The organism is Pseudomonas mandelii (assembly GCF_024138395.1).
Classification (GTDB): domain Bacteria; phylum Pseudomonadota; class Gammaproteobacteria; order Pseudomonadales; family Pseudomonadaceae; genus Aquipseudomonas; species Aquipseudomonas mandelii_E.
The window spans coordinates 663,606-684,653 of the sequence record NZ_JAMYDU010000001.1; the positions used below are offsets into that span (position 1 = coordinate 663,606).

Consider the following 21,048-nt stretch of genomic DNA (forward strand, 5'->3'; position numbering starts at 1 on the left):
CGGATGGCCCCTTCGCGGGCAAGCCTCGCTCCTACATTTATCCGTGGCGGTCACCGATTTTGTGTACACCCACCAACCCTGTAGGAGCGAGGCTTGCCCGCGAAGAGGACCGCACAGACGAAACAAGGAGCAGGCAATGCGTTCATCAAAAGTGATTCATGTAGTCAGCTGCCACGCCGAAGGCGAAGTCGGCGATGTGATCGTCGGCGGCGTCGCACCACCGCCGGGCGCCACCGTGTGGGAGCAATCGCGCTGGATCGCCAAGGATCAGACACTGCGCAACTTCGTGCTCAACGAACCTCGCGGCGGCGTGTTCCGCCACGTCAATCTGCTGGTGCCGGCCAAGGATCCTCGAGCACAAATGGCCTGGATCATCATGGAACCGGCAGACACGCCACCGATGTCCGGTTCCAATTCGCTGTGCGTCGCCACGGTGCTGCTGGACAGCGGCATTCTGCCGATGACCGAGCCGCAAACCCGACTGGTGCTCGAAGCGCCCGGCGGCCTGATCGAGGCCGTGGCCGATTGCCGTGATGGCAAGGTCGAGCGGGTAGAAATCAAGAACGTGCCCTCCTTCGCTGACCGCCTCGACGCCTGGATCGAAGTCGAAGGCATCGGCTCATTGCAGGTCGACACTGCGTATGGCGGCGACAGTTTTGTGATCGCCGACGCCGAACGCCTGGGCTTTTCCATTCGCCCTGATGAGGCTGCCGACCTAGTGGCGGTCGGGCTGAAAATCACTCGCGCGGCTAATGAACAATGGGGCTTCGTCCATCCGCTGAACCCCGAGTGGTCACATATTTCTTTCTGCCAGATTGCCGCGCCCATCGTCGTTGAAAACGGCATCGCCACTGGCGCCAACGCAGTGGTGATTCAACCCGGCAAGATCGACCGCTCGCCCACCGGCACTGGCTGCTCGGCGCGCATGGCGGTGCTGCAGGCCAAGGGACTGATGCAGGTGGGCGAGCGCTTTATTGGCCGATCGATTATCGGTTCCGAATTCCACTGCCGCATCGATTCCCTGACCGAAGTGGCCGGACGCCCGGCGATCTTCCCATGCATTTCCGGCCGGGCCTGGATCACCGGCACTCACCAATTGCTGCTAGATCCGAGCGATCCGTGGCCACAGGGCTATCGCCTGTCAGATACGTGGCCCGGTGCCTGAAACTCTCCAGACCAACGGCTACCAAAAACCCCTGACAAATTGAAAAAAACACTAGCCGAGTCATTGGCATTTAAAATATCGTATACGAAATACAATTAACGAACCGGAGGCAACAATGAGCAAGCGCATTAACTGGAGTGGCGTCTTCCCCGCGGTGACCACTCAATTCAACGATGACTTCACCATCAACCTGGAAAAAACCCATCAGGTGATTTCCAACGTGATCCGTGACGGCGTATCGGGCCTGGTGGTGTGCGGTTCAGTGGGGGAAAACACCTCATTGACCGCCGAAGAAAAAATCGCCGTGACTGAAGTCGCGGTCGACGCCTCCCGGGGTCGCGTGCCAGTGATTTGCGGCGTGGCCGAGTTCACCAGCGTTGCAGCGGCCAAGGTCGCCAATGCCGTGCGCCGGGTCGGCGTCGACGGCGTGATGCTGATGCCGGCGCTGGTCTACGGCTCCAAGCCGTTCGAGACCGCCGAGCACTACCGCTACGTGGCAAAAAACGCCGACGTACCGCTGATGGTCTACAACAACCCGCCGATCTATAAAAACGACGTCACCCCGGACATCCTGATTTCCCTGGCCGATTGCGACAACGTGGTGTGCTTCAAGGATTCCTCCGGCGATACCCGCCGCTTCATTGATGTGCGCAATGAAGTCGGCGACCGTTTCGTGCTGTTCGCAGGTTTGGACGACGTGGTGCTGGAAAGCATCGCGGTGGGTGCCGAAGGCTGGGTCTCGGGCATGTCCAACGTGTTCCCCAAAGAGGGCGAAACCATCTTCCGCCTGGCCAAGGCCGGTCGCTTCGCCGAAGCCATGCCGATCTACGAATGGCTGATGCCGATCCTGCATCTGGATGCCCGTGCCGACCTGGTGCAGTGCATCAAGCTTTGCGAAGCCATCGCCGGTCGCGGCAGCGCGCTGACCCGTCCTCCCCGCCTGGCACTGCCAGAAGCCGATCGGGTGTTCGTCGAGCAGATCATGGCCAAGGCCCTGGCTAACCGTCCGGAGTTGCCAGACGTCGGTCTCTGAGTGATTGCCGGGCGGGTCTTTGCGGACCCGGCCCGGCTGCCTGTTTTTGCGCCTCTACAGGAAACGCCAGCATGTCCAATCTTCTACACACGCAAAGCGCAACCACCCCCTCGGGACTCAAACGCGTAGTGGCCGCCGCCATGGCGGGCACCGTTGCCGAGTGGTACGAATTCTTTCTCTACGGCACCGCCTCCGCACTGGTCTTCGGCCAGTTGTTCTTCCGCCAGACCGACAGCCCCATCGACGGCATCATCGCCGCCTTCGCCTTGTACGCGGTCGGCTTTCTCGCCCGTCCATTGGGCGGTCTGGTGTTCGGTCACTACGGTGACAAGTTCGGCCGCAAACGCCTGCTGCAACTGAGCCTGGTGGTGGTCGGCATCACCACTTTTCTGATGGGCTGCCTGCCTGGCTTCGACCAGATCGGCTATGCCGCGCCGGTGTTATTGGTGTTGCTGCGGCTGATACAGGGCTTTGCCTTTGGCGGTGAATGGGGCGGCGCGATTTTGCTGGTGTCCGAACACTGCCCGGACAATCGCCGCGGCTTCTGGGCCAGTTGGCCGCAAGCTGGGGTGCCGGCGGGCAACCTGCTGGCCACGGTCGCGCTGTTGCTGTTGTCGTCGAACCTGTCGGAGGAACAATTCCTCGCCTGGGGCTGGCGCGTGGCGTTCTGGTTCTCGGCGGTGGTGGTGCTGATCGGCTACTGGATTCGCACCAGCGTCGATGACGCGCCGATCTTCAAAGAAGCCCAGGCCCGTCAGGCACAGACCAAGCAGCAACAGTTGGGTGTGGTCGAAGTGCTGCGTCATCACTGGCGCGCTGTGCTGGTCGGCATCGGCGCACGCTTTGCCGAGAACATCCTCTATTACACCGTGGTCACCTTTTCGATCACCTACCTGAAACTGGTGGTGCACAAGGACACCTCGGAAATTCTGCTGCTGATGTTCGGCGCGCACTTGGTGCACTTCTTCCTGATTCCGTTGATGGGGTATTTGTCGGATATCGTCGGGCGCAAACCGATCTACCTGACCGGTGCAGTGCTCACCGCGTTCTGGGGCTTTGTCGGTTTCCCGATGATGGACACCGGCAACAACTGGCTGATCATGGCGGCGATCATTCTGGGCCTGGGCATCGAGTCGATGACCTATGCGCCCTACTCGGCGCTGATGGCCGAAATGTTCCCGACCCATGTGCGCTATACCGCACTTTCACTGTGCTATCAGGTGGCGCCGATCTTCGCCGGTTCCCTGGCACCGCTGATCGCCATCACGCTGCTCAACAAATATCAAAGCTCGACACCCATCGCCTGGTACCTGGTGGGCGCCGCGTTGATCTCCATCGTCGCCGTCGGCCTGACCCGGGAAACCCGTGGCAAGTCGTTGCATCAGGTGGATGCGGAATCTGCTGCGCGGATTGCAGCGCTGGATAGCGCCGAACCCGCCATGGCGCGTCGGGGTTCGTTGATTTGAGCCTTGTACCTGTAGGAGCGAGGCTTGCCCGCGAAGGGGGTCGGACATTCAACATTGATGTCGTCTGACACACCGCCTTCGCGGGCAAGCCTCGCTCCTACAGGTCCCCTTTTTTGACAGGAGTTTTTCGATGTCCCAGATCATCGGCCACAACTACATCGGCGGCGCCCGCAGCGCCGCCGGGAGCATCACCCTGCACAGCCACGACGCCAGCACCGGTGAAGCACTGCCCTTCTCTTTCATGCAAGCCACCGTGGAAGAAGTGGACGCCGCCGCCCAAGCTGCGGTGGCAGCCTACCCGGCTTTCCGCAATCTGCCGGCAACTCGCCGTGCAGAATTTCTTGAAGCGATCGCCACGCAACTGGATGCGCTGGATGATGAATTTGTCGCTCTGCTCACCCGCGAAACCGCGCTGCCGATCGGGCGCATTCAAGGCGAACGCAGTCGTACCAGCAACCAAATGCGCCTGTTCCCTCAGGTTCTACGCCGGGGCGATTTTTATGGTGCGCGCATCGATCGTGCCTTATCCGAACGGCTGCCACTGCCACGGGTCGACCTGCGCCAATACCGGATCGGCGTCGGTCCGGTGGCTGTATTCGGCGCCAGTAATTTCCCGCTGGCCTTTTCCACTGCCGGCGGTGACACCGCTGCCGCTCTGGCCGCTGGTTGCCCGGTGGTGTTCAAGGCCCACAGCGGACACATGGCGACCGCCGAACGCGTGGCCGATGCAATCATCCGCGCCGCCGAGCAAACCGATATGCCCAAAGGTGTGTTCAACATGATCTACGGCGCAGGCGTCGGTGAAGCGCTGGTCAAGCATCCGGCGATCCAGGCCGTCGGTTTCACTGGCTCGCTAAAGGGCGGTCGCGCCCTCTGTGACATGGCCGCCGCACGGCCACAACCGATTCCGGTGTTCGCCGAAATGAGCAGCATCAACCCGGTGCTGGTATTGCCGGAAGCCCTGCTCGTGCGTGGTGAGAAAATCGCCGGTGAACTGATGGCGTCGGTGGTCCAGGGTTGCGGTCAGTTCTGTACCAATCCGGGGTTGGTGCTCGGTATTCGCTCACCCCACTTCAGCGCTTTCACCGCACGGCTCAGTGCCTTGATGGCCGAACAGCCGGCGCAAACCATGCTCAACGCCGGCACCCTCGGCAGCTACGAAAAAGGCGTGCAGGCGTTGCTCGACCATCCGGGAATAACTCGCTTGGCGGGCCAGGATCAGCACGGCAATCAAGCGCGGCCGCAACTGTTCAAGGCCGACGTCAGTCTGCTGCTCAAGGGTAATCCGCTGTTGCAGGAAGAAGTGTTCGGCCCGACCACAATCGTCGTCGAAGTCGCCGACAAGGCCGAGTTGGGACAAGCGCTGAACAGTTTGCACGGCCAGCTCACCGCCACGTTGATTGGCGAAGCACAGGACCTGAAGGACCACGCCGATCTGCTGGTACTGCTGGAACAAAAGGTCGGCCGGGTGCTGTTCAACGGCTACCCCACCGGTGTTGAAGTCTGCGATGCCATGGTGCATGGCGGACCCTATCCGGCGACCTCCGACGCCCGTGGCACTTCGGTCGGCAGCCTGGCCATCGAGCGCTTCCTGCGCCCGGTGTGCTACCAGAACTGCCCGGACGACTTGCTGCCCGACGCCCTTAAAAACGCCAACCCGCTGGGCATTGCGCGACTGGTTGACGGCATCAGCCACCGCGAACCGGTTTAACACCACGACCTCCTGTAGGAGCGAGGCTTGCCCGCGAATGGGGCCTGACATTCAGCATTGATGTCGCCTGACACAACGCCTTCGCGGGCAAGCCTCGCTCCCACAGGATTTTCATCGCATTCAAGCCAGCAGTGCTTTCAGGTCGTTGTACAGCGCCTCGGGAATCTGCACCCCCTCCACCACGCTGCGCGCCCGCGCCGCATAACGCCGTTGCGACGGCAAGCGTGCACCCTGCCCTTCAATGCCCTGAAACAACACTTCGGCCCGGGTCAAATGCTCCTCGGTGGCCGCCCCCAGAAAACGTCGCGGATCCAGCGCGATGATCAACTCGCCATGGTACGGCGACGACTTGCTGCCCGCGTCATAGGCCAGCGATTCGGCACTGGTCAAATCACCGATCAAAGGCCCGGCGATCAACTCCACCATCGCCGCCAGCGCCGAGCCCTTGTGCCCACCGAACGTCAGCATCGCGCCGCTGTCGAGCACCACATTGGCATCGGTACTCGGCCGGCCTTCAGCGTCCACGCCCCAACCCTCGGGAATCGCCTTGCCAGCACGCCGATGCAACTCGATATCGCCACGGGCAATCGCACTGGTGGCAAAGTCGAACACAAACGGATCCTGCCCCGCCCGCGGCCAGCCAAAGGCTATGGGATTGGTGCCGAACACTGGCACACGCCCCCCGGCTGGTGCCACCCAGGCATGACTCGGATTACACGCCAGCGCCACCAAACCAACGGCGGTCAACTGCTCGATCTCCACCCACAGCGCCGAGAAATGCACACAGCGATTGATCGCCAACGCCGCAATCCCGTTCGCCCGGGTTTTCTCCGTCAGCAACCCAAGCCCCGCCTGAAACGCCAATTGCGAGAAACCACCCGCGGCATCCACCCGCACGATCGACGGCGCCTGGTCGATCACCTGCGGCTCGACATCGGCCGACACCTTGCCGGCTTGCAGGGAGTTCACGCAGCCCAGAATCCGGTACAAACCGTGGGAGGCACAGCCATCGCGCTCGCCGGCGATCACCGTCGCCGCCACCGCTTGCGCATGGGCCAGATTAAAACCGTTGTGCAACAGGATCGATTCGGCCAGTTCACGGGCTTCGATCAGGGTCAGTCGGATCATGCTTATCTCCTTGGACAGACCATCGAGACTGGGCCATTCCAAGGCTCACGGCTTGATCGCTTTAGGTCGGGTTGATGACGAATTCGGCATATCGTTGAAAAGGGTCGCCGTTGTATGGCCGCACCACTCGTCGGCAGACGCAACGCGATCAATTGACATCGATGAGTGTCTGGGCAATTATTATTACATCGCATACGATACAAACGTATGCGACACATAAATCACATCTTTTGAAACGTTGAGGATCCACCCCATGAGCAAGATCGAAAAAGTACTGGCCACCGGCAAAACTCACACCACCGTCAGCGCTGCGGGCAACACTTCGCGGGGCCATAACGGCAGCCTCGACATCCAGCTCTCGTCGCCTGGAAACGCGAAACTGGCGCACGAGTTCAAAGCCATTGCACCGCACCCAACCGCAGAGCAGCTGTTCGCCGGCGCATGGTCGGCCTGCTACACCGCGGCCGTCGGGCTGGTGGCCAATGAAATGAACGTGGTGCTGCCGTCTGATCTGTCCGTCGACATCGAAGTCGATCTGGGTCAGACCGGCTCGGCGTACTTCCTCCAGGCTCGATTGACTCTGCGGGTGCCGGGACTGACACATGAAGTCGCGACGACGCTGGCACACACTGCAGATCAAATCTGCCCGTACTCGAAAGCGACGCGGGGTAACATTGATGTGGCCCTGAACGTCCTCACGGCGTGACGCATCGCGATTGGCCTTTTTTTTCCCTTAATATATCGTATACGCTTTAAGCGCATACGAATCACATCCGTACGGCCGGTTCGACGCACTGCCGAATCGGCCACCGTCGACAATCAGAGCTGTTCCGACACAATCGCATACGCGGTATATTTTGCCTTTGCGAGCCTTCAATTTTGGCCAACGAGGAAGCACATGAAACCCACCGACAAGACGGCTCCCGCCAAGCTCTCCGACTTTCTGTGTTTTGCGGTCTATTCCACGAACCTGGCCTTCGGCAAAGCCTACAAGCCGATACTCGAGCAGCTGGGGCTCACCTATACGCAATTCATCACCATCGTTGCGCTATGGGAGGAAGACCATCAAACCGTGGGCAGCCTGGGCGAAAAGCTGTTTCTCGAATCGAACACCCTCACACCGATCCTGAAGAAGCTGGAAGCGATGGGCTATCTACAGAGGCAGCGTGATCCCGAGGACGAGCGGCAGGTGCGCATCAGCCTGACGAAAAGCGGTCGACAACTGCGCGAAGGCCGCCCCGAAATGGGCCTCTCCGACGCAACTGGCCTGACACCGGACGAATTCATGCACCTGCAGAGCGCGGTCGTGAAGCTGCGCAACAACCTCATCAAATCGACGAAAGCCGGGGAGTGAGTGTTGACTGAGCGGTTTTTTACATCGGCCAAACGCGCAGAAACACGGCCCGAACTCTCTGACACACCACCAAACTCAGGGCAAATCGGACCATGTAGGAGCCAGGCTTGCCCTAATGCCCGTCAGTTAAGCAATTTCAGCCGCGACGCACTCTTTGTAGCAGCTGGCGAAGCCTGCGTTCGGCTGCGCAGCAGTCGTAAACCCTAAATACACAGTGGGCCTGACGGACCGCAGTGCCTGATTTTACGACTGCTACGCAGCCGAACGCAGGCTTCGCCAGCTGCTACAGATCGCATTACGGCTTGACTGGCAGGCATTAAGGCTTGCCGGCCGGTTCCTCAGGATGGAAGACCTCGCAATGAGTGCTCAGGGTCGACGTAGTATCCACCGCACCTTTTTCACCCCAATTCGCTTTCCCGAATCAGCTTCTTATTAATCTTCCCGACACTGGTTTTAGGAATCTCCGCGACGAATTTGAACTGCTTGGGGATCGCCCATTTGTTGATGCGGCCACGCTCGACAAACCCTTGCAGGTGCGCCTCGAGGATCTTGTTGTCGAGATACTGCCCAGGCTCGCACACCACCAGCGCCATCGGCCGTTCGCCCCATTGCTCATCGGCAATGCCCACGACCGCGACCGACATCACCGCCGCGTGTTCGCTGATCAGGCTTTCCAGCTCAAGAGAGCTGATCCACTCCCCGCCCGTCTTGATGACATCCTTGATTCGATCTTTGATTTCCACTCCTCCCAAGGCGTCGATGGAGGCCAAATCGCCGGTGTGCATCCAGCCGTTGTGCCAAAGCTCGGCACCCTTTTCGGGTTCCTTCAAATAGCCTTGAGTCAGCCAGGGTGCGCGCACCACGATCTCGCCCAGAGACTCGCCGTCATGGGCAACGTCATTGCCATTGGCATCGATGATTTTCAGATCGACCATCGGCACCGGCGTGCCAGTCTTGATGCGGGTGGCCAGTTGGGCTTGCGTGGATTGTTCGAGGTCTTCATCACGCAGGTACGTCAGGCACAGCAATGGGCAGGTTTCCGACATGCCGTAACCGCTGTGCACCTGAATACCTTTGGCGCTCGCTTCGCTGGCAATGCCCAGCGTCAGTGCGCTGCCACCCAAGAGCATTTTCCAGCCATCAAAACGGGTCTGTGCCGCTTCCTCGCAGCTCAGGATCATTTGCAAAATGGTCGGCACGCAATGGGAAAAAGTGACCTTTTCCTCGCGGTACAACCTGACCAGGCTATTGGGTTCGTAGCGGCCGGGGTACACCTGTTTGAGCCCCATCAGGGTGGCGACATAAGGCACACCCCAGGCATGCACGTGAAACATCGGCGTGATGGGCATGTACACATCATCGGAACGCAGCAACGGCAGGCCTTGATAGACGCCCAAAGTGCCCACGGCATTCAAGGTGTGCAGGACCAATTGGCGGTGAGTGAAATACACGCCTTTAGGGTCGCCAGTAGTGCCCGTGGTGTAGAAAAGGGTCGCCACCGAGTTTTCATCGAAATCGGGAAAGTCGTACTGGTCTACGGCCCTGGACAACAGGTTTTCATATTCCCCCAGCACCGGTAACCACGTATCGATTGCTGTGTCGTCCGTGAGCTGCAGGTAACCTTTGACGGTTTCAAGCCGGCCCTGAATCTGTTCAACCAGCGGCAGGAAATCATCATGCACCAGCACCAGATTGTCCTCGGCATGGTTCATGGTGAAGAGCACCTGATCCGGCGAAAGACGAATGTTCACGGTATGCAGCACCGCACCGATCATCGGTACGGCAAAGAAGCATTCCAGGTAGCGATGGCTGTCCCAGTCGAGCATCGCCACGGTATCCCCGGCCTTGACGCCGGCAGCGGTCAAGGCGTTGGCCAGCTTGCGGATCCGCTGATTGAGGGTCTGGTAGTTGTAGCGCAGTTTGTCGGCGTAGACGATTTCCCGGCCCGGTTCGTAGCGCACGCCGGACAGCAACAATTGCTTGATCAGCAAGGGATAGGCATAGGCGCCATCGGCGGGCGGAATTATTTTTGTCGCCATCATGGTTGGGGTTCCTTGTCCTTTCGATCAGAAGTGCGCTGCATCCAGCTCATAGAGGGATTCGCTACCGGCCCTGGCCGCAGCGCTCAGCGAGTGGATACGCGGCAGCAAACGGGCGAAGTAGAAGCGCGCAGTGCCCAGCTTGCTGGCGTAGAAGTCATCCTCGGCCTGTTTGCCCATGGCCGTTTTGGCCATCAGGGCCCACATATAGGCATAGGCGGTGTAGCCGAAAACCTGCAGGTACTCGACCGAGGCAGCGCCAATTTCGTTGGGATTGTTCATAGCCCGATCCAGCAACCACGCGGTCAGTTCGTCGAGGGTGTCGACTGCGGCGTTCAATGGTTTGCAGAACTCGCCGAGGTCGGCACTGGCGTTGGCGGTGAACTTGCGGATTTCCGCAGCGAACAGCCGGTAGAGCGCCCCGCCGCTGCCAACAATCTTGCGCCCGGCCAGGTCCAGTGACTGGATACCGTTGGTGCCTTCGTAGATCTGCGTGATGCGCACATCGCGAATCAGTTGCTCCTGGCCCCACTCGCGGATGTAGCCGTGGCCGCCGAAGATCTGCTGGCCATGCACAGTGGTTTCCAGCCCCATGTCGGTGAGGAACGCCTTGGCCACCGGGGTCAGCAGCGACACCAGTTCCTGGGCGCGGGTGCGGGTTGCCGCGTCATCGCTGTACTTGGCGGTATCCAGTTGCAGGGCCACGTAGCTGGAGAACGCACGCCCACCCTCGTTCAAGGCTTTCATGGTCAACAGCATGCGTCGTACATCCGGGTGCACGATGATCGGGTCGGCGGCCTTGTCCTTGTTCTGCGCGCCGGTCGGTGAACGGCTTTGCAGACGGTCACGAGCGTATTCGACCGCGTTCTGGTACGAACGCTCACCCAGCGCCAGGCCTTGGACACCCACGCCAAGGCGTTCGTAATTCATCATGGTGAACATTGCTGCCAGGCCCTTGTTCGGCGCATCGACGATCCAGCCGGTCGCCCCGTCAAAGTTCATTACGCAGGTGGCGGATGCCTTAATGCCCATCTTGTGCTCGATGGAACCGCAGGACAGGGAGTTGCGCTCGCCCAGTGAGCCATCGTCATTGACCAGCACCTTGGGCACCAGAAACAGCGAAATCCCCTTGGGACCGGCCGGTGCATCCGGCAATCGGGCGAGCACTAAATGAATGATGTTTTCGGTCAGGTCGTGCTCGCCGCCGGTGATGAAAATCTTGCTGCCGCTGATCTTGAAACTGCCGTCGGCCTGAGGTTCGGCGCGAGTGCGAATCAAGCCCAGGTCAGTGCCGGCATGCGCCTCGGTCAGGCACATTGAACCGGTCCAGGTACCGGCATACATGTTCGGCAAATAGCGTTCCTTGAGTTCCTGACTGGCGTGGGCATTGATCGACAGGCACGCACCGGCGGTCAGCATCGGGTACAGGCCGAACGACAGACTGGCCGAGTTGACCATCTCCTCGACCTGAGCCGAAATGGCCTTGGGCATGCCCATGCCACCGAATTGCGGATCGCCGCCAACACCGACCCAACCGCCTTCAGCGAATGCCTGGTAAGCCGCAACAAAACCATCCGGCGCCGTGACTGCGCCGTTGCTCCAGGCGCAGCCCTGCTCGTCGCTGCTGCGGTTCAGCGGCGCGACCACCTCGGCGCTGATCTTGCCGGCCTCTTCAAGAATGGCGGCGGCCGTTTCTTCATCGATCACCTCGGCCAGGCCAGGCAATCGGGCCCATAGCCGGGACACCTCGAAGACTTCGTTGAGTACGAAGCGCATGTCGCGCAAAGGAGCTTTGTAATCAGACATTGTTGGCTTACTCGGAAGTGGTCAGGGCATGGGGCATGCCAGGACGTTCAGTGGTTTCGGTGGTTTCGGTTGACGCAACGGGAGCAGGCTCAACCGCCCGTTCGCGCAGCAGGAAATACGACAGAGCTGGAATCAGGATCAGCGCGCCGAGCATGTTCCACAGGAACATGAAGGTCAGCAGGATGCCCATGTCGGCCTGGAACTTGATCGGCGACCAGACCCAGCACACCACGCCCGCCGCGAGGGTGATGCCCACCAACCCGACCACCCGGCCGGTGAACGACACGGCGTTGCGGTAGGCCTGGGACAGCGGCAGGCCCTGGCGCTGGAAGTGCAACTGCACGCTGAGCAGGTACAAGGCGTAGTCCACGCCGATGCCCACACCCAATGCGATCACCGGCAGGGTCGCGACTTTCACGCCAATGCCCATGACCACCATCAACGCCTCGCAAAGGATCGAGGTCAGCACCAATGGCAACAAGGCGACCAGGGTTGCGCGCCAGCTGCGGAAGGTGATCAGGCAGAACAGCGTCACCGCCGCATAGACGTAAAGCAGCATGGTGCGGTTGGCCTCGCGCACCACAATGTTGGTCGCTGCTTCAATCCCGGCCGACCCGGCCGCCAGCAGGAACTGGCGATCTTCGCTGTTGTTCTCCCGGGCGAATTTCTCGGCGATGCCCACCACGGCATCCAGGGTCTCGGCCTTGTGGTCCTTGAGAAAGGTGATCACCGGCATCAGCGAACAATCGGTGTTGAACAACTCCGGGGAGTTGACCGAGGCTTGCTGCGCGGCGTAGTTCAGCACGTCCTGATTGCGCTGGATGCTGTTGAGCTTGGGGTTGCCTTCATAAGTACCGGCGGTGATTTGGCGCACCGCGTTGACCAACGAAGCTGTGGCCTGTACGCCTGGAGACTGCTGCAGCTCCCAGGCCAGACGGTCGGCGAGGATCAGCGTCTTGTAGTTCAGGCAGCCTTCCGGCGCGGTCTTGATCATCACCGCGAACAAGTCGCTGGACAGCGCGTAGTGGCTGGTGATGTAGGCGTTGTCACGGTTATAGCGAGAGTCGGCACGCAACTCCGGTGCGCCACTTTCCAGATCGCCGATCTTCAACTGCAAGCTGACCATGAAGCCGCCGATGCCCATCAGTGCCGCGACCAATACCGCCCCCGTGGCCCATTTGGCCGTGGTGAAGCGGTCAAGCAAGTCCCACAGTTTGCCGAAGCCTTTATGTCCTTCTGCGCGCGTGTCGATTTTCAGCGCACGCTCGGCCGCCTTGGCGCCGACGCCGACATAAGACAGCGCCACCGGCATCAGCAACAGCGAGGTGAAAATCAGCACCGCCACACCGATACTGGCGGTGATCGCCAGGTCGCGGATCACCGGGATGTCGATCAGCATCAACACCGCGAACCCGACGGCGTCGGCCAGCAGCGCGGTGACGCCGGCAATGAACAGGCGGCGGAAGGTGTAGCGCGCGGCGATCAGCTTGTGGGTGCCACGGGCGATGTCTTGCATGATGCCGTTCATTTTCTGCGCCGCGTGAGACACACCGATGGCGAAGATCAGAAAAGGCACCAGCACCGAATACGGGTCGATGGCATAGCCGAGCCAGGCAACAATTCCGAGTTGCCAGACCACTGCGATCAGCGAGCAGCCAACCACCAGCAAGGTGCTGCGCACGCAACGGGTGTAAGCGTAAATGATGATCAGCGACGTGACGACGGCCAGGCCGAAGAACATCATCACCTGGATCAGGCCATCGATCAGGTCACCCATCAGTTTGGCGAAACCGATCACCCGGACTTTGTACTGGCCCTTGCCCTCCTCCCCGGCCTTGCGCGCAGCGCTGTCACCTGCGAATTCGATCTGGTCGCGCAACTGCTCTTCGAGCATCTGCGAAAAGGCGTGATAGTCGATGCGCTGACCGCTGGCCGTGGCTTTGTCCAGCAACGGAACAGTGAGCATGCTCGATTTGTAGTCGCTGGCCACCAGACTGCCGACGATGCCGGCGCGGGAAATGTTCTGGCGCAGCTGTTCTATTTCTGCAGGCTTGCCCTGATAGGTATCGGGCATCACCGGGCCACCCTGGAAACCTTGCTCGGTGACTTCGGTCCAGCGCACCGCCGGGCTCCATAACGACTTCATCCAGGCGCGGTCGACGCCTTCGGTGACGAACAGCTGATCGTTGACCTGTTTGAGCACGTCAAGATACGCGGGGTCGAAGATGTCGCCCTGGGTGTTCTCCACCACCACCCGCACCGAGTTGCCCAGACCGCGCAACGACTGGCGGTTTTCCAGGAAATTCTGGATGTACGGCTGGCTCTGCGGAATCATTTTTTCGAAGCTGGGACGCAGCTCCAGGCGCGTGGCGGCCATGTAGCCCAACACCACGGTGGCCAGCGCCATCAACAGCATGAACAGCGGACGGTAGTTGAATACCAGCCGTTCCAGCAGGTTGCCGGAATGGCGGTCGAAGTCCCGCAGATCGCGGATCACCGGCATGGTTTCTTGTTTGGTATGGCCCATGTCTGGGTTCTCGCTCTAAGGGTTCGAGGGCTTATTCGACGGACAGCGTCCGTGCACCACGGCTGCCAACCACCATCAGCGACCCGTTGGCGGACTGAGTGGCGTCGGTCACCGGTGTCGGTGCCGGTTGCTGAACCAGATGCAATTGCGCGCCTGTGCCCTGGCTGACCAGCATCTGCCCGCCCTGGGTGAACAAGCGGTAGTTGCCACGGCCATCGACGAGGCCGGCGGTGATGCTGACGTGCAGGCCGGTGTTCAGCGGGGTCCAACTGAAACCGCCATCGGTGCTGCGCAGCACATTGCCGCGCAAGCCGTAGACGAGCGTTTCCCCGGGTTTGCCGAGCACACCGAAAAAACTGCCCTGATAGGGTGTCTGCACGGCGGCGAACCGCTGTTGGGTGTCATCCCATTTGAGCAGCAGACCCTGCTCGCCAGCGATGTACAGCGCGTCCCCGGTGGAGGCGATGGCGTTGAGGTGAAAGCCCTGTGGGTTGTCGGTACGGTCCTGGAACGGTGTCCAGCTCTGGCCGCCGTCCTCGGTGCGCAGGATCAGGTTGAACACCCCGACCACATAGCCGAGACGGTCGTTGGCGAACCAGACATCGAGCAAGGGTTTGTCGGCGCCCTGCGCCACCAGGCGCTCACCTTCGGCGACCAGCAGTGGCCATTGTTCGTTGCCGGGTTCTGCACTGACCAACGCGCTGTAATGCTTGACCAGCAAGGCACCGATCTCGCGGCCGTCCAGTTGCTTGCGCCAGCTTGCGCCGGCGTCACGGCTGTGCAATACCACGCCGTCACCGCCCACCGCCCAGCCCTGGGTGGCGGAAGGAAAACTCACGGCATTGAGGTCGGCACTGACCGGCACCGCTGCCTGTTGCCAGTGTTTGCCGGCGTCATCGGAAAACAGAATGTGGCCACGCTGCCCGACTGCAACCAGACGATCGCCGGCGCGGGCCATGCCGGACAATGGGCTGTTGGCGGCCAAGGCACTGACTCTGGCTGGCAGATCCAGCACGTCGACGTAATCGGCCGCCTGGGTGATGCCCTGCGACAGGCAAAGCACAACGCCAAACGCCAGCTGCAAAATATTATTTTTATACGAACACATACTGCGTCCTCTTCGGAAAACCGCCTCGGGGCACACATCCGTGTGCCAGACGTTCAAACCAGGCGCACGCTTGGTCCCGCTACCTTGTGAGCAGAGGACCGTGCGGGCTTTTTTTGCGGTGGACTTAGCGAATGCCGGCGCCGGCCAGGGACTCTGGCGACCACTGCGCCTTGGAAAGCGGATCGATGTACTTGATGCCGCCGTAAGGGCCCACCACACCGTTGATGTTGTAGGAGCCACCCACCAGGTCGTAGATCATGAACGGCGTGGAGTCCGGGATTTGCTTGTCGTAGCTCTGGCTGAGGAACGCGAAGGAGCCACGGTACAGCTGACCACGGGCGTCGTATTGGTCAGAGGCCAGAGCGGTCCAGCTGTCTTCATCGAGGTAGAAGCGACGCTTCTGATAGATGTGGCGGGCGCCGGCCTTGAGGTTGCCCTCCACTACCCAGACCCGATGTTTTTCCCAGCGCACGTAATCCGGTGACAGGTGATTGGCGGTAGTCAGCGCCTTGGGGTCCTGGGCGTAGGTCAGCTTGTAAGTGTTGTAGGGCACGATCATTTCCTGCTTGCCCACCAGCTTCCAGTCGTAGCGGTCCAGCGCACCGTTGAACACGAAAACATCGTCGTAGGTGCCCGCGCCGGCGGTGCCGGGGTTAGGCGTGTCGTAAGCCAGGTTCGGTGCCAGCTTGACCCGACGCTGGCCCGGCAGGTATTGCCAGGCGCGGCGCGGTTGCTGCAATGGGTTGGCCGCGTCCTTGAGCATTATTGCTTCGCCGGCCCGGCGTGCCGGGCCGGTATAGGACAACTTCATCTGGTAGTAGACGTCGGCGCTGCTGATCGGCTGCGTGAGGTTCTCGTAGATCGGATAGGAAATGGATGCCTGCCCGGTGATCGCCAGACTCGCAATGCCGGCAGAATCGACGTTCCAGGAGTCGTACTTGGAGTTGATGTTGACCCCCTGAAAACGCAACAGGAAGTTCCACATCGCCTCGTTGCCCGACTGCGGGATCGGGAACGGCACACCGGGCAGTACATTATCGATGGCCAACCCACCCTCAAGGGACTTGGCCCCGGTGGCATTTTTTACCCCATTGTCCAACACAGCCTTGGGCAAAGAGACTGTACGGTGGGTCGGGTAGACATTGACGTGGAAGCTTGGGAAACGTTTGGCCAGTTCCGCCGTGGTTGCAGTGAGCAGGCCCTTGTACTGATCGACGTTTTTGCCATCGATCACCAGCAACGGTTTTTCGTTGGCGAAGGGGTCCGGCCGCATGCTGTCACCGGATTTGAAACTGGCCGGCGGCGTGGTCAAGCCACCGTCATAGGCGGGGATAGAACCATCAGCGTTCCCGGCCTTTTCGGCGCCCACCAGGGTCAGGCTGCTGCCCAATTTGGCAGCGTCCTGAGTTGAAACAGCGGCCTGTGCCTGGGCAGCAAGGGCCATGGCCAGCGAAGCGGCCAACACGGTTTTTACGCATTTCATCTTGTTATTCTCCTGCTTGCATTGAGCAAATCAGTGGTGAATCAAAAAGTGGTTTTCATCGTCAGGTAAACGGCGCCACGGTCCTCAGTCGTGGCACCACCCCCAGAGAAGGCCGAGTAGCCGCCGCCGTAACAGGCGTAGTTTTCATTGCCGCTAAAGGCATTGGGTGTGGAGCCGTCACCGCTGCCGGCATTGGCGGCGCCGGTGCTCAAACCGCTGGTGTCGCACTTGTCGGTCTTGCCGAAGGAATCCACGTACTTCAGGTCGACGAAGTATTTGTTGTACACAACGGCCCCCACGCCCACGGCATAGTTGCCGGTGTTTTTGGCACCGCCACCGGACACCGGTGACACGCCATCAAGACCGACGTTGATCGACATCGGTGCGTTGAGATCGACCCCCGGGAACACCTGGTACCAGGTCGGTGTGAAGTTGACCGCGATACCCCAGTTGTCCCGGGTCGGCTGGTCGATGCCGCGATAGGTGTCCTTGCCCTTGTAGAGCGCTTCGTTCTTGCTATCGAGCTTGAGCAAGTTGCTGTAGTACAACTCGGCGAGCAGGCTGGCCGAATCGAACACCGGTGTTTTCGGGAAGGTCATCAGGCCGTTGAGCGTCCAGTGCAACGTGTCACCGGTGGCGCTCATGCTGTCGCCCTTTTGCGGGGTGTCATAGATCACACCGGTGGCCGCCGTGCGGGCCGGCAACAACCCAAGACCTGCGCCCAAACCCCGCGGCCCTGTCGAGCTGACAACCGCGGGAATACTGGCCAGCGGCATGTTGTGCCGAATGTTCAGGTCCGAACCGACGCTGATACCGCCCACATCCTTGGACAAACTCAGGCCGACGATCTTGATGTTGTCGGCATAGGCCAATTGATAGGTGCTGGTGCTCAACGAATTGAGGGTGTTGACCACCGCAGGCACCATGCCGGCAGGCGGGGTGCCGTTGGGATTGGCCGAAGTCAGGCCGGTGGTGTTCAACCAGGCTTGCGGCAGGATCTCTGAGGTTTCGCGGTAATAAACGCCGAGGGTGCCATCCAGCCAGGCTGGCGACCACTTGGCCATCACGCCCCAATCTCCGCGCTTGTCCGGCGTCAGGTCGTGACCGCGACGCACATTGGTCAGCCCATTGCACGGTGCCAGACCACAACCCAGTGGACTGCCCGGCACCACGCCATTGGTGTTGCCCAGCAGGAACGACTGCGCACCGAAGCCGACCAGATCGGAACCACCATAGTAAGTACCGGCTTCAGGCAGGCGGGCGGCATCCCAATCGAGGAAATACTGAGCGCCCACAGTCAATTCGGGATTGACGGTGAACGACATCGACAACTGGTTACGCGGAACGAACAGCTCCTTGGCTTCAGTTCCCGGCGACGCGGCGAGTTTGGCCAGGTCGAGGCCCGACTGACCGTAGCTGATCGAGTGCACCGGGTTCAGGATGGTTTCACCCCAGAACACGTTGTGCTGACCGACCTTGACGCTCAACAGCGACTCCTCGCCCACTTCAGTGCTGTAGAACACGAAGGCATCGAGAATTTCGCCGGATGGACCGGTGTAGTAACGCTGGGCGTAGTTGCTCAGGTGCGGGCTGCCATTGCCGACATTGTCGCCGGTGACCCCGGCCAGGCGCGGATCGTTGGCGACCAGACCCGACCTTGCGTCATTGCCATTGACGAACGGGTTGGAATTGGAACCGGTGTTCTCGTACGCCTTGTCGTACCAACTGGCGGCACTGACGCGAAAGCCCATGTGGTTCTGGTAAACCACATCCATCTCGGTCAACAGGTCAACGCGGTTGGTGATGTTGGTCCCGGCCTTGCGGAAGTTGTAATCGCCATCGTTGTTGTTCGGTGTCGCCAACATGCGCTTGTCGGCGCTTTCGGTGCGTACGCCGTAGTTGTACTTCACAGTGTTGTCAAAACGCACGGTCCAGTCCGGGTTACCGGTGTCGAATTCGACCGCATGGGCAACCGGCATGGCGGCGACCAGAATGGCCGAGGCCAACAAGGTGTAACGCGAGGGTGCGAACCCGTGACTCTTATTGTTGTGCATTGCGTTGTCTCCGCCTTTTTGTATTTGTTTTAAGCGCAGCCGCCCTCGCGCACCCTCTTGTTCCAGGGGTTTGCGTTTTCAGGAGTGAGGGCAAATGCCGGATGGATGCGGCCAACCGGCGCCTGAATTAGCGATCCAGTTCCAGGATGAATGCTTCGGCGTGCGGCCAGTGGCCAAACCCTGCAGCCGGATTGAGATGACCCACGTCGCCCACGTTGAGCAGTTCGCTGCCCCAGCCTTCAGCCAGGCGAGTGACAGCGTCCAGGCTGGCGAGGTGGTCGTTGGTACTGGCAACCACCAGACTGCGGAACGGCAGTGGTCTTTTTGGTAGAGGATTCCAACCCTGGGTGCGCAGGGTTTCAGCGGATGGGTAGCCTTGCGGCCAATCAGCATCGAGATCCGGAGGCGTGGCCAGCAGCGCGCCCTTGATCGGACGACTGTGCTGCGCAGCCCAGTGCGCGACCATCAACACGCCAGCACTGTGGGCTACCAGAATCACCGGCCCGTCGATCTGCTCCAGCGCGTGCTGGATCGCTTCGACCCGCTTGGCGCAATCGAGCTTGTCGGTTTCCAGCGGCGGCACACTGCGCACCTTGCACAGCCTGGCTTCAAGCAGCGTTTGCCAATGTTCGGCAACGTGCTCACGCAGGCCCGGTACGATCAGAACGGTTGCGGCAGTTTGCAGTTTGTCCACTTCAACACCTTCGCTTTCTCGATGACTCGACTGGCTCTATCGCCAGGGGCTTTTTGTAGGACTGACATTAAAGAGCGCCCACCCCGGGCGCTTTTCATTGGACGTCAGGCACTTTTCTTTTCATGACAGATTTCCCGGTGTTTGGCGTGCCGCGACCATTGGTCGAAAATCCCCGCAGCTTCTCTGCGGGTCACTGTAATCAATGGGTGAGCGTCGATTGCTCGACGACAACGGAGGTGATTCTGGACAGAATCGGGCGAGCGCCCTCGATAACGTCACAACTGTTCAATTGCTGATGTGCTGGATATAGTCGCCACGCTCATCTGAATCGCAACCGGCCCAGGAAAGACCTTCGCATGCCCAAGCTTGTTCGCGCCGCCGTCTTGACCAACTATCTGGAGGTCACCCAGTACCTGGGGTTCAACCCGCGCGACGTGCTGGCAGGCGTCGGCCTGAGCAAAGCGCTGCTGCAAGCGCCCGAACACCGTATTCCCATTGATGCCGCCGTACGCCTGCTGGAAGATTCGGCCGCCGCCAGTGGCTGCCAGAGCTTCGGCCTGAGCATGGCCGAGTCGCGCCAGCTCTCGGACTTCGGAGTGGTCAGCCTGCTGCTCAGCCACCAGCGAACGCTGCGTGATGCCTTGCAGGTCGTGGTGCATTACCGGCATCTGATGAACGATTCGCTGGCCATCTTCATTGAAGAGGCCGGCAAGATGGTGATTATTCGCGAGGAGGTGGTCACCGAGTCGCCGATGCCCAGTCGACAAGCCACCGAACTGGCCATTGGGGTGATGTTCCGCCTGTGCGCCGCGCTGCTCGGCACCCACTGGCACCCCTACAGCGTCAACTTCACGCACCAGCCTCCCGACAACCTGCAACTGCATCGCCGCCTGTTCGGCTCCACGCTGGAATTCGGCAGCGAGTTCAATGGCATTGTCTGCTCCGACGCCAGCCTCGATCTGACCAACCCCAATGCCGACCCGGCCATGGCGCGCTATGCGCAGAGTTACCTCGACTCGCTGCTGAGCCACGAAGGTCCCTCGATGCTGTTCGAGGTGCGCAAAGCCATCTACCTGCTGCTGCCGATGGGACGCGCCACCATCGAGCAGATCGCCCAGACCCAGGGCATGAACGTACGCACCCTGCAACGTCGCCTGAAAGATGACGGCTGCGCCTTCAACGACCTGATCAACGACGTGCGCCGCGACCTGGTGTTGCGCTATCTGGAAAACCCGAATTACTCGTTGGGGCGGATCGCTGACATGCTCGGCTATTCGATGGCGAGTTCCTTCACACGCTGGTTCATCACCCAGTTCGGCATGCCGCCCGCGGCATGGCGCAGCGCGCAAAAGCACACCATCAAAGCACCGCCGGACTTGACCACCCTGCCCGGATCCAGCGAGCCCTGAACCGGACGCAACAGATGCGGTGCATGCAAAAAAAAGCGGCGACTGCTGGTACAGTCGCCGCAAAGAACCGG

15 protein-coding genes are annotated in these 21,048 nt (G+C 60.5%); 7 read left to right on the forward strand and 8 right to left on the reverse strand.

Annotation, left to right across the window (positions count from 1 at the left end; genetic code table 11):
• The first annotated feature begins 136 nt into the window (after positions 1-136).
• The 4 genes from NHU87_RS03015 (at position 137) to NHU87_RS03030 (ending at position 5,375) form a co-directional block, all read left to right on the forward strand.
• Complete coding sequence (locus tag NHU87_RS03015) at positions 137-1,165, forward strand: trans-3-hydroxy-L-proline dehydratase (protein ID WP_253545486.1); 1,029 nt, start codon at positions 137-139, stop codon at positions 1,163-1,165.
• Positions 1,166-1,280: 115 nt separating this feature from the next.
• Positions 1,281-2,198, forward strand: a complete 918-nt coding sequence (locus NHU87_RS03020) for a dihydrodipicolinate synthase family protein (protein WP_253545488.1) — start codon at positions 1,281-1,283, stop codon at positions 2,196-2,198.
• Positions 2,199-2,269: 71 nt separating this feature from the next.
• Positions 2,270-3,664, forward strand: coding sequence for a fosfomycin efflux MFS transporter AbaF (abaF, locus tag NHU87_RS03025; RefSeq protein ID WP_253545490.1), 1,395 nt, complete (start codon positions 2,270-2,272; stop codon positions 3,662-3,664).
• A 130-nt stretch (positions 3,665-3,794) separates the two neighbouring features.
• Positions 3,795-5,375 (forward strand): aldehyde dehydrogenase (NADP(+)), encoded by a 1,581-nt coding sequence (locus NHU87_RS03030; RefSeq protein WP_253545492.1) that lies wholly within the window; start codon positions 3,795-3,797, stop codon positions 5,373-5,375.
• 120 nt (positions 5,376-5,495) lie between these two features.
• Here NHU87_RS03030 and NHU87_RS03035 read toward each other — a convergent pair whose 3' ends face one another.
• Complete coding sequence (locus NHU87_RS03035) at positions 5,496-6,503, reverse strand: Ldh family oxidoreductase (protein ID WP_253545494.1); 1,008 nt, start codon at positions 6,501-6,503, stop codon at positions 5,496-5,498.
• Between the two features lie 253 nt (positions 6,504-6,756).
• Here NHU87_RS03035 and NHU87_RS03040 point away from each other — a divergent pair, with 253 nt between their 5' ends.
• Both NHU87_RS03040 and NHU87_RS03045 read left to right on the forward strand, forming a co-directional pair.
• Positions 6,757-7,209, forward strand: coding sequence for an Ohr family peroxiredoxin (locus NHU87_RS03040; RefSeq protein WP_253545496.1), 453 nt, complete (start codon positions 6,757-6,759; stop codon positions 7,207-7,209).
• Between the two features lie 192 nt (positions 7,210-7,401).
• Positions 7,402-7,857: a MarR family winged helix-turn-helix transcriptional regulator gene (locus tag NHU87_RS03045; protein WP_253545497.1), complete on the forward strand. Its 456-nt coding sequence runs from the start codon at positions 7,402-7,404 to the stop codon at positions 7,855-7,857.
• A gap of 398 nt (positions 7,858-8,255) precedes the next feature.
• On the opposite strand, the gene NHU87_RS03050 is transcribed toward NHU87_RS03045, so the two are convergent.
• The 7 genes from NHU87_RS03050 to NHU87_RS03080 form a co-directional block, all read right to left on the reverse strand.
• On the reverse strand, positions 8,256-9,899 hold the full coding sequence (locus NHU87_RS03050) for a fatty acid--CoA ligase (RefSeq protein WP_253545499.1): 1,644 nt from the start codon (positions 9,897-9,899) through the stop codon (positions 8,256-8,258).
• 24 nt (positions 9,900-9,923) lie between these two features.
• On the reverse strand, positions 9,924-11,702 hold the full coding sequence (locus NHU87_RS03055; RefSeq protein ID WP_253545501.1) for an acyl-CoA dehydrogenase C-terminal domain-containing protein: 1,779 nt from the start codon (positions 11,700-11,702) through the stop codon (positions 9,924-9,926).
• A gap of 7 nt (positions 11,703-11,709) precedes the next feature.
• Entirely contained in the window at positions 11,710-14,229 is a 2,520-nt protein-coding gene (locus tag NHU87_RS03060) for an efflux RND transporter permease subunit (protein ID WP_253545503.1), read from the reverse strand.
• Between the two features lie 31 nt (positions 14,230-14,260).
• Positions 14,261-15,337: a WD40/YVTN/BNR-like repeat-containing protein gene (locus NHU87_RS03065; RefSeq protein ID WP_253545505.1), complete on the reverse strand. Its 1,077-nt coding sequence runs from the start codon at positions 15,335-15,337 to the stop codon at positions 14,261-14,263.
• A gap of 124 nt (positions 15,338-15,461) precedes the next feature.
• Positions 15,462-16,820: a DUF1329 domain-containing protein gene (locus tag NHU87_RS03070; RefSeq protein ID WP_253545507.1), complete on the reverse strand. Its 1,359-nt coding sequence runs from the start codon at positions 16,818-16,820 to the stop codon at positions 15,462-15,464.
• Positions 16,821-16,861: 41 nt separating this feature from the next.
• Positions 16,862-18,874: a DUF1302 domain-containing protein gene (locus tag NHU87_RS03075; protein ID WP_253545509.1), complete on the reverse strand. Its 2,013-nt coding sequence runs from the start codon at positions 18,872-18,874 to the stop codon at positions 16,862-16,864.
• A 127-nt stretch (positions 18,875-19,001) separates the two neighbouring features.
• Complete coding sequence (locus NHU87_RS03080; protein WP_253545511.1) at positions 19,002-19,568, reverse strand: RBBP9/YdeN family alpha/beta hydrolase; 567 nt, start codon at positions 19,566-19,568, stop codon at positions 19,002-19,004.
• Between the two features lie 356 nt (positions 19,569-19,924).
• Here NHU87_RS03080 and NHU87_RS03085 point away from each other — a divergent pair, with 356 nt between their 5' ends.
• The gene (locus NHU87_RS03085) at positions 19,925-20,977 is read left to right on the forward strand and encodes an AraC family transcriptional regulator (protein WP_253545513.1); all 1,053 of its coding nucleotides are present in this window, start codon (positions 19,925-19,927) and stop codon (positions 20,975-20,977) included.
• Positions 20,978-21,048: the final 71 nt, after the last annotated feature.

What these genes read in the sequence shown, in the direction of transcription:
- NHU87_RS03085 (WP_253545513.1), top strand. Translation starts at nt 19,925, where the DNA reads ATGCCCAAGCTTGTTCGCGCCGCCGTCTTGACCAACTATCTGGAGGTC.
- NHU87_RS03070 (WP_253545507.1), bottom strand. Translation starts at nt 16,820, where the DNA reads ATGAAATGCGTAAAAACCGTGTTGGCCGCTTCGCTGGCCATGGCCCTT.
- NHU87_RS03040 (WP_253545496.1), top strand. Translation starts at nt 6,757, where the DNA reads ATGAGCAAGATCGAAAAAGTACTGGCCACCGGCAAAACTCACACCACC.
- NHU87_RS03065 (WP_253545505.1), bottom strand. Translation starts at nt 15,337, where the DNA reads ATGTGTTCGTATAAAAATAATATTTTGCAGCTGGCGTTTGGCGTTGTG.
- NHU87_RS03015 (WP_253545486.1), top strand. Translation starts at nt 137, where the DNA reads ATGCGTTCATCAAAAGTGATTCATGTAGTCAGCTGCCACGCCGAAGGC.
- NHU87_RS03020 (WP_253545488.1), top strand. Translation starts at nt 1,281, where the DNA reads ATGAGCAAGCGCATTAACTGGAGTGGCGTCTTCCCCGCGGTGACCACT.
- NHU87_RS03035 (WP_253545494.1), bottom strand. Translation starts at nt 6,503, where the DNA reads ATGATCCGACTGACCCTGATCGAAGCCCGTGAACTGGCCGAATCGATC.
- NHU87_RS03075 (WP_253545509.1), bottom strand. Translation starts at nt 18,874, where the DNA reads ATGCACAACAATAAGAGTCACGGGTTCGCACCCTCGCGTTACACCTTG.
- NHU87_RS03030 (WP_253545492.1), top strand. Translation starts at nt 3,795, where the DNA reads ATGTCCCAGATCATCGGCCACAACTACATCGGCGGCGCCCGCAGCGCC.
- abaF (WP_253545490.1), top strand. Translation starts at nt 2,270, where the DNA reads ATGTCCAATCTTCTACACACGCAAAGCGCAACCACCCCCTCGGGACTC.
- NHU87_RS03055 (WP_253545501.1), bottom strand. Translation starts at nt 11,702, where the DNA reads ATGTCTGATTACAAAGCTCCTTTGCGCGACATGCGCTTCGTACTCAAC.
- NHU87_RS03050 (WP_253545499.1), bottom strand. Translation starts at nt 9,899, where the DNA reads ATGATGGCGACAAAAATAATTCCGCCCGCCGATGGCGCCTATGCCTAT.
- NHU87_RS03045 (WP_253545497.1), top strand. Translation starts at nt 7,402, where the DNA reads ATGAAACCCACCGACAAGACGGCTCCCGCCAAGCTCTCCGACTTTCTG.
- NHU87_RS03060 (WP_253545503.1), bottom strand. Translation starts at nt 14,229, where the DNA reads ATGGGCCATACCAAACAAGAAACCATGCCGGTGATCCGCGATCTGCGG.